At 62.6% G+C, this 10890-nt stretch carries 8 protein-coding genes and 1 pseudogene; 4 read left to right on the forward strand and 5 right to left on the reverse strand.

The window, feature by feature from the left end; all coding sequences use genetic code 11:
* Positions 1–48: 48 nt before the first annotated feature.
* The 3 genes from ccoS to PHD22_RS09045 form a co-directional block, all read right to left on the reverse strand.
* The gene (ccoS, locus tag PHD22_RS09035; protein ID WP_299865342.1) at positions 49–258 is read right to left on the reverse strand and encodes a cbb3-type cytochrome oxidase assembly protein CcoS; all 210 of its coding nucleotides are present in this window, start codon (positions 256–258) and stop codon (positions 49–51) included.
* Between the two features lie 9 nt (positions 259–267).
* Positions 268–2727 (reverse strand): heavy metal translocating P-type ATPase, encoded by a 2460-nt coding sequence (locus PHD22_RS09040; protein WP_299865325.1) that lies wholly within the window; start codon positions 2725–2727, stop codon positions 268–270.
* Between the two features lie 195 nt (positions 2728–2922).
* Positions 2923–3927: a TRAP transporter substrate-binding protein gene (locus PHD22_RS09045; protein WP_299865328.1), complete on the reverse strand. Its 1005-nt coding sequence runs from the start codon at positions 3925–3927 to the stop codon at positions 2923–2925.
* Between the two features lie 171 nt (positions 3928–4098).
* Here PHD22_RS09045 and PHD22_RS09050 point away from each other — a divergent pair, with 171 nt between their 5' ends.
* Positions 4099–6075 (forward strand): PAS domain S-box protein, encoded by a 1977-nt coding sequence (locus PHD22_RS09050; protein ID WP_366520711.1) that lies wholly within the window; start codon positions 4099–4101, stop codon positions 6073–6075.
* Positions 6072–6677 carry a response regulator gene (locus PHD22_RS09055; RefSeq protein ID WP_299865331.1) on the forward strand — a complete coding sequence of 202 codons (606 nt, stop codon included), beginning with the start codon at positions 6072–6074 and terminating at the stop codon, positions 6675–6677. Before PHD22_RS09050 ends, PHD22_RS09055 begins: the two co-directional genes overlap by 4 nt.
* Here PHD22_RS09055 and tilS read toward each other — a convergent pair whose 3' ends face one another.
* Positions 6678–8015 carry a tRNA lysidine(34) synthetase TilS gene (gene tilS, locus PHD22_RS09060; protein ID WP_299865334.1) on the reverse strand — a complete coding sequence of 446 codons (1338 nt, stop codon included), beginning with the start codon at positions 8013–8015 and terminating at the stop codon, positions 6678–6680. It abuts the gene before it with no gap.
* Positions 8002–8970: an acetyl-CoA carboxylase carboxyltransferase subunit alpha gene (locus PHD22_RS09065; RefSeq protein WP_299865337.1), complete on the reverse strand. Its 969-nt coding sequence runs from the start codon at positions 8968–8970 to the stop codon at positions 8002–8004. Before PHD22_RS09065 ends, tilS begins: the two co-directional genes overlap by 14 nt.
* A gap of 164 nt (positions 8971–9134) precedes the next feature.
* Between PHD22_RS09065 and murJ the strand changes: the two genes are divergently transcribed.
* Positions 9135–10673, forward strand: coding sequence for a murein biosynthesis integral membrane protein MurJ (gene murJ, locus PHD22_RS09070; protein WP_299865348.1), 1539 nt, complete (start codon positions 9135–9137; stop codon positions 10671–10673).
* A 66-nt stretch (positions 10674–10739) separates the two neighbouring features.
* Positions 10740–10890: pseudogene (locus tag PHD22_RS09075) on the forward strand (phospholipid-binding protein); the annotation flags it as partial.

The raw sequence follows: 10890 nt of genomic DNA on the forward strand, positions 1-10890 counted from the left end.
GCCACCATCTTGATTTGGGTCAAAAACCCCTCAGTTGTCAGGGGTGTCTCATGTCGCGGGAGGTTTCATGTCCGGGGAAACACCCTCCCTGTGGCCTGGCCCCGGAGCAGGCCTGGGTGTGTCGTCGTCACTGACCACCCGGTACCCTGGCCCTTCGAGGTCATCAAACTGGCCATTCCTGACGGACCACCAGAAAATCAGGCCGATCACAAAGACCAGCAGGATCGAGAGGGGAATCAGCAAATACAGGCTTTCCATCATCAGACCTCAGGCTTGTACCCGGCGCTGAAGGCGCAGGGCATTGAGCACCACAAACAGCGAGCTGGCCGACATGCCGATCCCCGCCATCCAGGGGGTGACCAACCCAAACATGGCCAGCGGAATGGCCGTGAAGTTATAGGCAAAAGACCACCACAGATTCTGGCGGATGATTTTCAGGGCGCGCAGGGCCAGATCATGCCCCTCTGCCAGCGATGCCAGCCGGCCGCTGAGAAGCACGATGTCGGCCTGATTACGGGCGAGATCCGTTCCTCCACCCATGGCAATGGACACCTGAGCCTGAGCGAGCACCGGTGCGTCATTGACCCCGTCGCCCACCATTGCAATCACGGCCTCCCCTTGCTGCAGGGCCCTGAGTCCGGCGTGCTTGCCTTCAGGCGTCATTCCCCCCTCCGCCCGGCTCACTCCCAATTGACGACCCAGGCTTTCCACTGTTGCCGGCGTATCACCACTGAAGATGGAAATCGGTATGCCCTTGGCGCGCAAGGACTCGAATGCCGCGGGGCAGTCTTCTCGCAGGCCGTCCGACAGCACGAAGGCGGCCAGCCAGCCGGAAGCATCCCCCAGGGCGATCACCGTTCGACCACTCTGTTCGTCCAGGTGAATGGCCTCCAGCACCGATGTCCCCGCCAATTCCGCCACGAAGGAAGGGCGTCCGATCCGGTACTCGACTCCGCCCAATCGCCCGGACACCCCCTGCCCTGTCGTTGCACGTACGTCGGTGAACACAGGCAATTCCATCCCTGAGGCCCTCAGCCGTAGGGCCGTGGCAATCGCATGCTCCGAACCCTGCTCCAGTGCGGCAGCCAGGCCCAGCACCTGTGCCTCGGCAAGCGGCCCGAAGACGCGCACACCTTCCACCCGCATTTCGCCATAGGTCAGCGTACCGGTCTTGTCGAACACGAAATGACCGGCCCGGGCAAAGGCCTCGATCGCATGCCCACGGGTCACCAGCACACCGATCCGTGCCAGGGAATCGGTCGCGACGGTCAGGGCAACCGGTGTAGCCAGGGAAAGCGCACAAGGACAACTCACGACAAGTACGGACACGAAGATCCAGAGTGCCCGGTCCGGGTCATGCCACCACCACCAGGCAGCCGTGACGCAGGCCAGCACCAGCAAGGCAATGATGAAATGGGCTGCCACCTTGTCCGCCTGTTGAACGACCCGGGGCTTCTCGGTGGAGGCTCTTTCCATCAACTGGCGGATCGCGGCGAGCCGGGTGTGCTCTCCTGTCCGGGTCACCCGGACGCACAGGGGGCTGTTGACATTCACGCTCCCTCCAGTCACTTCGTGCCCGGGGCGCTTGGGTACCGGGCGACTCTCCCCGGTCAGCAGCGCCTCGTTGGCCGCACTTTCCCCATCGACCACCACGCCGTCTGCCGGCACCGTCTCGCCAGGCTTGATCCGGATGATGTCACCGGCCTTCAGTTGGGAAACGGGCACCCGATCCCCTTCGGGTGAGGGATAACCTGCCAGTCGCTCGGCAAAGGCGGGCAGGGCCTTGCCCAGTTCCTCAACCCCGCGGATCGCCTTCTGACGGGCCAGCATTTCCACGTAACGCCCGCACAGGAGGAAGAACACGAACATCGTCACCGAATCGAAGTACACCTCCCCTGCCCCCGCGAACGTCGCCCAGCAACTGGCAACAAACGCTGCACCAATTCCCAGGGCCACGGGCACATCCATGCCAAGGCGACGCAAACGGATGTCCCGGAATGCATTCCGGAAGAAGGGTGCTGCCGAGTACAGGACGACCGGGGCAGTCAGGATCAGGCTGGCCCAGCGCATGAGCGATTCGATGTCGCTGGTCATATCCCCCGGATCAGCCACATACACCGGAAAGGCGTACATCATCACCTGCATCATCCCAAAGCCGGCAACGAACAGCCGCCACAGGGCAGACCGCCGCTCCCGCTGGGAAATCTGCTCGGAGCGGGTGGCGTCGTAAGGATAGGCCCGGTAACCGATGGCCTGGATCGCCGCGAGAATGTCTGACAGCTTGACCCTCCGCTCATCCCAGCGCACCCGGGCACGACGGGTGGCATAGTTGATATCCACCGCGGTGACTCCAGGCTGGTGAGCCACATGCTGCTCATTGAGCCAGATGCAGGCCGAGCAGGTAATGCCTTCCAGGATCAGCGCGGCCTCCCGCTCATGCTCTCCGATGGGTTTGACGAAGTCTTTCTGGAAATCCGGATGATCGAACAATCCCAGATCCTTGAGCTCGTCCGGCATCGCCTCCCGGGCCTGCTCGGGCATGGCATCCCGGCGCTTGTAGTAGTCGGTCAGGCCATTGGCAACGATGGATTCAGCCACCGCCTGACAGCCCGTGCAGCAGGTCTGGCGACGAGCACCGTCGATATCGACAGGCAGGTCCACATCGGAAGGAATCGGCAGACCGCAGTGATAGCAGTCCTGCACATGAGTAACAGGAGAAGGGGACAACGAGGGCCTCACAGACAACACCCGCAGCCAAGGGGGTGGCTACCGGGACACGACCTTTTATCACAAAGGGGTTAGGGGGCCAAACACCGTAACCAGTCCAGACGCCACGGGATGAGCCGGGCATTGCACCCGGCTGCCATTCTCCCCTGCGCAAGCAATGACCCTTCAGAGCAGGCCGGAAAACGGAAACGGGAGTTACAGCTTCGCCGGATCGAAGCCCGTTTCCTTGTAGATCGACTGGATCAGATCCTTGCCAATGCGCCCTTCCATCTTCTGGTGCACCGGCACCATGGCCCTCTTGAACGCCAGCTTCTCTTCCCGGGTGGGAACATAAATCTGGGTCTTGCCGCTCTTCCTGATGCCCTCCAGGGACTTGTCGTTCTCTTCCTTGGCAATCTTGTTGGCGTAAGCAGTGGACTCCTTCACCGCCTGTTCAAGCTGGCCTCGGACTTCCGCCGGGAGGCCCCCCCAGAATTTCTTGTTGGCGATGACGGCATAGCCCAGGTAGCCGTGGTCGGTCACGGTCATGTGCTTCTGCACCTCATGCATCTTCTGGGTAAACATGTTGGAATGGGGATTTTCGGTAGCATCCACCACTCCGGTCTGGAGGGCCTGGTAGACCTCGGAGAACGCCATCACCTGGGGCATGCCACCCACCGAGCGGATCTGCTCCTCCAGCACTTTGGAAGACTGGATGCGCAACTTCTTCCCCCGCAGGTCAGCCGGGGTGCGGATGGGAGTGTTTGCGGAGAAGGACTTGAAGCCATTGTCCCAGAAGGCCAGGCCGACAATCCCCTTCGGCTCGAGTTTCTTCAGGATGCTTTCGCCCACCGGCCCCTGGGTGATCCGGTGCAGACCCTTGTAGTCATCGAAGATGTAGGGCAGGTCGAACACCTCGAACTCCTTGACGCCGAGGGGGCCGAACTTGGCCAGCGAAGGGGCCAGCATCTGGACTGCGCCCAACTGCAAGGCCTCAAGCTCCTCCTTGTCCTTGTACAAGGCGCTATTGGCATACACCTCTACCTTCACCCTGCCTTTCGTCAGCTCCTCGGCCCGCTTTTTGAAGAATTCGGCGGCCTTGCCCTTGGGCGTATCAGCCGCCACCACATGGCTGAACTTGATCACTACAGGCGCCTGGGCGGATGCGGAAGCACACAAGCCGAGCGCCGCAAGACTGAAAAAAACAGTACGAAATTTCATTTTTGTCTCCAGTTCAGGAATTTATTTTTGGTCATTGTCGCCAAAACAAGGACCGATTGTCCTTGAACTATCATGGGCGCTCTGAGCGCACAACAATTGTGGACATCCGCAGTGTGGAAACACCTGATGGCAGGCACTCCCCTTCAAAGCGATAAAAGCACATCAACCTCCGTGATCCTGAATCCCTTGCCGCCCTCCTCACCCTCCACACCTCCCCCCGGTTGGTACTGGAGCCTGCCCTACGCCGCCATGGCCCTGTTCATCGCCACTATGGCCGCGCTGCTGTGGCTCACTTACCGTCAGGACACGGAAGAACAACGGGCGACTCTGATCAACGACGTCCTGTGGATGGAGCAGAACCTGTCCTTCCAGTTTGACCGGAACAGCTCCCAGCTGAGCCAGCTCGGCCCTGCCCTGCTCAGCGGTCGCACCCTGGACAGCACCACTGCGGCCCGCCTCAAGAACGCCCTGGATGCGGACACCGGCCTGATCCGCATCCTCTGGCTGAATCAGGATGGGGCCGTGCTGGGTGCCGGCCCCCCATATACCGACAGTCATCTCGTCGGCGAGGCCGCCGGTACCTTCCCGTCCTCCTCCGCCTACCGGCTTGCCCGCTCCATGGGGCGTCCGGTGTATAGCGATGCCTACGCGGTCATCGACAACCAGACCCAGTTCGAAGCCCATATCCCGGTCTTCGACGGTGGTCGTTATCTCGGTTCCGTCGTGGGGGTGTATTCCCTCAACAGTCTGCTGTCCCGTCAGGTTCCCTGGTGGTTCTCCGAGCGCTATCGGGTGGCTGTCACCAATACTGCCGGAACCGAGGTTGCCGCCAAATCCAAGGTCTCGCCCCTTTCGTCCCTGAATTATGAAATGGCTCTGGAGCCGCCCGGACACGGCCTCACCCTGAGCATCACCGCCTACAAGAACGAGGTGCGCTGGATTCCCCTGCTGCTCATGGGCTCCCTGGGCGTCCTCGCCACGGCCATCGTCTGGAGCCTCTGGCAGCTCCGTCGCCACATGCAGCGGCGACAGGCTGCCGAGCAGGCCCTCAGGGCCGAGCATGCCTTTCGCAAGGCCATGGAAGACTCCCTGAATACCGGCATGCGCGCCCGCGACCTGAAGGGACGCATCACCTATGTAAACCCGGCCTTCTGCAGGATGGTCGGCTGGAGCGCGGAGGAACTGGTGGGACGACATCCGCCCATGCCCTACTGGGCACCCGAATCTCTGGAGCAGACCCTCGCAGTGCATGAAATGGTGCTGAAAGGCAACGCACCGGTACAGGGCATCGAGGTTCGCCTCATGCGTCGCAACGGCGAGCGCTTCGACGCACTCATGATCGAAGCCCCCCTGATCGACTCGGACGGGAAACACATTGGCTGGATGGGGTCGATGGTGGATGTCACCGAGCAGAACAAGGCCCAGGAACTCGCGCGCCAGCAGCAGGAGCGCCTGCAGGCCACGGCCCGCCTGGTCACCATGGGTGAAATGGCATCAACCCTGGCCCACGAACTCAACCAGCCCCTGGCCGCGATATCCAGCTACAACACGGGCTGCATCAACCTGATAGAGCAAGGGCAATTGCCTCGCCAGGAGCTCCTCGGCATCCTCGCCAAGATCGGCAAGCAGGCGCAGCGGGCGGGGCAGATCATCCGCCGGGTCCATGCCTTCGTCCGGCGCAGCGAACCCAAGTTCGAGCCTGTGGACCTCAACACCATTCTCCGGGAGGCGGTCGGACTCGTCGAAGCGGATGCCCAGCGGCAGGGGGTGAGCATTGGGCTGGACCTGGCCAGCCCTCTGCCCCCGGTTGCTGCTGATCCGGTGATGATCGAACAGGTCGCAGTCAATCTGATCCGCAATGGGATGGATGCCATGGCCAACACCCCCCGTGCCGAACGGCAGGTCAGCTTGCGTACCCGTCACCAGGACGGCATGCTGGTCTTCAGCGTGGCTGACCGGGGCCGGGGGATTCCGCCCGAGGTCGCCGGAAAGCTCTTTGCACCCTTCTTCACCACCAAGGAAGAAGGAATGGGCATGGGACTGAACATATGCCGTTCCATCGCCGAACTGCACCGGGGCCGGCTGAGCTTCGAGGCTCACCCGGCGGGTGGTACGATTTTCAATTTCTCGCTGCCAATAGCCCCATGAGCGCACCCCTCGCATACATTGTCGATGACGACGAAGCCATCCGCGACGCCCTCACATGGCTCTTCCGCACCCGCAACGTAAGCAGCCGGGCCTGGGCGTCGGCCGAGGCCTTTCTCACAGACTGGCAGGCAGAGTGGCGGGGCTGCGTGGTGCTGGACATACGGATGCATGAGATGAGCGGACTGGAGTGCTTCGATGCCCTGCTCGCCCGCGGCAATCTCCTGCCCGTCATTTTCCTGACAGGCCACGGCGACGTTCCGATGGCCGTCGGAGCCCTCAAGAAAGGCGCTTTCGACTTCCTGGAAAAGCCCTTTGACGACAACGCCCTGGTCGATGTCGTCCTCCGGGCACTGGATAACGACGCCCGGCGCCATGCCAGTGAAGAAACCCAGGCCTGCGTCACAAGCCGGCTGGCCCAGCTGACCCCCAGGGAACAGGAAGTCATGAACCTGGTGCTGGCGGGCAAGTTCAACAAGGTCATCGCCGATGCACTGAATATCTCCATGCGCACCGTGGAAGTCCACCGAGCCCGGGTCTTTGAAAAAATGGGCGTCCGCTCAGCGGTCGAACTGGCCCAGCTGCTGGCCCCTGGACGGGACTGATCAGGTCTGCGGCGCCACAGGCATCCGGGACCAGACCAAGACGTCCCCTTCCTGCCCGGGCAGACAGCGGAAGGCTGCAGCCACCCCCACTCCGGCCACCCAGGCCAGTGCCCCGTCCACCCACAGCAAGGGCAGATGCGCCCGGAGCCAGGGAGGAACACCGGCCTCCTGAAAGAGATTCTTCAGGCTCCGGCTTGGACCGCCCGGATGGAGCTCCAGCCGCTCCCCCCCCTGACGGGGACGGAACTCGCAGGATCGCCCGGCCAGAAGCGCCCGCGAGAGGCCTACAGCAAACCCACGCTCAACCCGGATCTCCCCCCCGGCCCACCCCAGCTGCGCTTCCCCATGCCAGTACAGTGGAGACGGCATCGGCAGCAAGGCTGCTTCCAGCCACAGATCTCCCCGGTAGGCGCAGAGCGCGACACGCTCCCACGGCAACCGTCGCCCTTCCCCAGCCCCCGCCTCACAGAGCTGACGCTCCATTTCCAGAAGCCGATCCTCATCCGGCGGGCGCTCACCGGCAAGCGTAAGAAGGCGACGCAGCAGGTTGCGGCGGCGGGCCGGCGCGAGGGACTGCCACCCGGCCAGGGCCCAGCGGGCCTGCCCCTCCCGGCACAACGTGCTCAGATCCTCGTCGGCCCGTTCATCGAGCAGCTCGATCGCCTCGGCGCTGAGACGCCCAAGGCGCGCCAGAGCGGCCCCTGCGCCTGGAAAGCGTGCATTCAGGGAGGGGAGGATGGCATGGCGCAGAAAATTACGGGAAAAACGCAGATCCTGGTTGCTGGGATCTTCCACCCAGCTGAGCGCATGCAGGCGCGCATACGCTTCAAGAGCCTGTCGGGGAACGGCGAGCAAGGGACGCCAAACCGGGTTGGGGCCCCGCAGATCCAGGCTGCGCATGCCCGCGACACCATGCGGGCCAGCACCCCGGACAGCCCGGAACAACACGGTTTCAGCCTGATCATCCCGATGATGGGCCAACACCAGCATGGCCGACCCCAGACGATCGAGAGCAGCTCTCCGGGCTTCCCGCGCTGCAGACTCCAGCCCCTCTGGATGCGTACGGGACACCTGCACCCGGGAAAGACTCAATTCAACACCCAAGGCATCACAAAGACGGGCACAGGTGTCAAACCAGGCTTCCGAACCCGCCACCAGCCCATGGCTCACATGGGCAGCCTGAAGTTCAAAACCGAGGCAATCGCGGAGCCCGGCCAGTACATGCAGCAATACGCAGGAATCCAGTCCGCCACTCAGCCCGACCCGAAGCCTGGCGGGCCGGCAAGGCAGCCGTTGCCAGTTGGCAACGACCTCTGCAACCGGGTCAATCGACGGCAATTTCCTTGAACTTACCGTAGCCCATCAGGCGCTCGTAGCGCTGCTCGAGCAGTTCGGACGGAGACAACTCCGAGACCTGCCGCAGGGCGTCCTGGAGGGCCCGCTTGAGGGTCTGGGCCATTGCCCGATGATCCCGGTGAGCCCCCCCCACGGGTTCGCTCACGACCTTGTCGATCAGGCCCAGGGACTTGAGCCGGCCTGCCGTGATGCCCATGGTCTCCGCTGCATCCGAAGCCCTCTCGGCGCTCTTCCAGAGAATGGAGGCGCACCCCTCGGGGGAGATCACCGAATAAGTGGAGTACTGGAGCATCATCAAATGATCGCCCACGGCGATGGCCAGGGCGCCACCGGAGCCCCCCTCACCGATCACCGTACAGATCAGGGGGACCTTGAGTTCAGCCATCACGTAAAGATTGTGACCGATGGCCTCGGACTGTCCGCGCTCCTCGGCATCGATCCCCGGATAGGCACCTGGCGTGTCCACGAAAGTGAAGACAGGAATGCCGAATTTTTCCGCCAGCTTCATCAGGCGCATGGCCTTGCGATACCCCTCGGGCCGCGGCATGCCGAAGTTGCGGTAGATCTTTTCCTTGGTATCGCGCCCTTTCTGGTGCCCGATGACCATGCAGGACTGGCCGTTGAAACGGGCCAGACCACCCACGATCGCCTTGTCATCGGCAAAGCTGCGATCGCCGTGCAGCTCGCGAAAATCAGTGAAGATGTGCTGCACGTAGTCCAGCGTGTATGGCCGCTGGGGATGACGGGCCACCAGGGCGCACTGCCAGGGCGTCAGCTTGGCGTAGATGTCCTTGGTCAGGCCATAGTTCTTCTGCTCCAGACGGGCAATCTCCTCGGAGATATCCACCGCCGAATCATCCTGCACAAAGCGTAGTTCTTCGATCTTTGCCTCAAGCTCTGCAATAGGCTGCTCAAAATCTAGGAACGTGGTTTTCATCAGGTCAAGCTCACAAAAATTTTTCTTATTTTACCCCATCGCCTACCAAGTCGGGCATTGGCCCTGGCACCCGTGGCATCCCATCAGGAAAATCGCATTGCTGCAGGGCAACACAAGCCGCTAACATGCGCCCTTTTGCACCGAACGGCGTCTCGATGGCCTCGATGAACCTGCTCCGCGCCCTCGCCACCGTCAGTGGCATGACGCTCCTGTCGCGCATTCTCGGTTTCGTACGGGACTTCGTCGTCGCCCGATCCTTCGGGGCTGGCGTTGAGACAGACGCCTTCTTCGTAGCCTTCCGCCTGCCCAACCTGCTGCGCAGGATGTTTGCCGAAGGCGCTTTCTCCCAGGCATTCGTGCCGATCCTGGCCGAGTACAAAAACCAGCGCAGCGCAGACGAGACCCACGCCCTGATCAGCCACGTGGCCAGCGTCCTCGGTGTCGTGGTGCTGATCATCTCCATACTCGGAGCCCTCGCAGCCCCCGCCATCATCCATACCACCGCACCAGGCTTCTCCGGCAGCCCGGAAAAATTTGCCCTGACCGTCGAGCTGACCCGGATCACTTTTCCATACATTTTCTTCATGTCGCTGGTCGCGCTGGCCGGCGGCGTCCTGAACACCTGGAGCCGCTTTGCGATTCCGGCCTTCACGCCGGTACTGCTGAACCTTTCGTTCATAGGCATGGCTCTTTTTGCCGCACCTTATTTCGATCCCCCGATCCTGGCCCTGGGCTGGGCGGTCTTCATCGGGGGGCTGGCCCAGGTGCTGCTGCAACTTCGCCCCTTGGCCAGGATCGGCATGCTGCCACGCTTTTCCCTGCGCTTCTCCGACCCGGGCGTCCGGCGTATTCTCAAGCTGATGGCACCTGCGATCCTGGGGGTTTCAGTCAGTCAGATCTCCCTGCTCATCAATACCGTATTCGCCTCTTTCCTGCCCAGCGGCAGCGTCTCCTGGCTTTACTACGCGGACCGCCTGATGGAGTTTCCCGCCGGCATGCTCGGCGTCGCCCTGGGAACCATCCTTTTGCCCAGCCTCTCCAGGATGCACGCGGACAAGAACCCGCAGGCGTTCTCGGAACTCCTCGACTGGGGGCTTCGCCTGACCCTGATGCTCACCCTGCCCGCCGCCCTGGGCCTGGCACTGCTGGCGGTGCCCCTGATCACCACCCTTTTCCATCATGGTGCCTTCGCAGCAGAAGACGTGCTCCAGACACGCACCGCCCTGATCGCCTACAGCATCGGCCTTGCCGGGCTGATCCTCGTCAAGGTGCTGGCGCCGGCCTTTTACGCCCGCCAGGACATACGGACCCCCGTCAAGATCGGGCTGCTCACCCTGGCCCTGACCCAGGCCATGAACCTGGCCTTCATCGGCTGGCTGGCCCACGCCGGTCTGGCGCTCTCAATCGGCCTGGCCTCGTGCTTCAATGCAGGCATGCTCTACCGGGGCCTGCGCCAGCGCGGGGTCTATCATCCTCAGCCCGGCTGGCTGGGTTTCCTTGGCAAACTCCTGAGCGCCCTTGGAGTACTGGCTGCAGGCATTCACTGGGCTGCCGGACCGGACAGCCTGTGGCTGGCCGCCAGTGGTCTGGAGCGTACCCTGCGCCTCTGTGCCCTGGTTATCGGTGGCATCGGGGTGTATTTCGGGGTGCTCTTCGGGCTGGGCTTTCGGATCAAGGATTTCCGGCGACGCAGCACCACCTGAACCGGAACCCGGCATGCAGGAACTTGGCTAGAATCCCCGAATTGATTTCCAGGGAGACACACCATCATGCAACTGAGCAGCCATAGCCTGGCCGACGGCGCCGTTATTCCAGGCGAATTTTCCTTCTGCATCCCCGCCAGCGAAGGCCATGTATGCCTGGGCGCCAATCGCAACCCTCACCTGGCCTGGCGTGATGCCCCCCCGGGCACCCGCTCCT

Origin of the sequence: Zoogloea sp. (assembly GCF_028693495.1) — a bacterium.
In the GTDB taxonomy this organism is placed as follows: Bacteria; Pseudomonadota; Gammaproteobacteria; order Burkholderiales; family Rhodocyclaceae; genus Zoogloea.

Excerpts from the sequence above, each read along its gene's own strand:
- PHD22_RS09065 (WP_299865337.1), bottom strand. The coding sequence starts at position 8,970 with ATGAAAACCACGTTCCTAGATTTTGAGCAGCCTATTGCAGAGCTTGAG.
- murJ (WP_299865348.1), top strand. The coding sequence starts at position 9,135 with ATGAACCTGCTCCGCGCCCTCGCCACCGTCAGTGGCATGACGCTCCTG.
- PHD22_RS09045 (WP_299865328.1), bottom strand. The coding sequence starts at position 3,927 with ATGAAATTTCGTACTGTTTTTTTCAGTCTTGCGGCGCTCGGCTTGTGT.
- PHD22_RS09055 (WP_299865331.1), top strand. The coding sequence starts at position 6,072 with ATGAGCGCACCCCTCGCATACATTGTCGATGACGACGAAGCCATCCGC.
- ccoS (WP_299865342.1), bottom strand. The coding sequence starts at position 258 with ATGGAAAGCCTGTATTTGCTGATTCCCCTCTCGATCCTGCTGGTCTTT.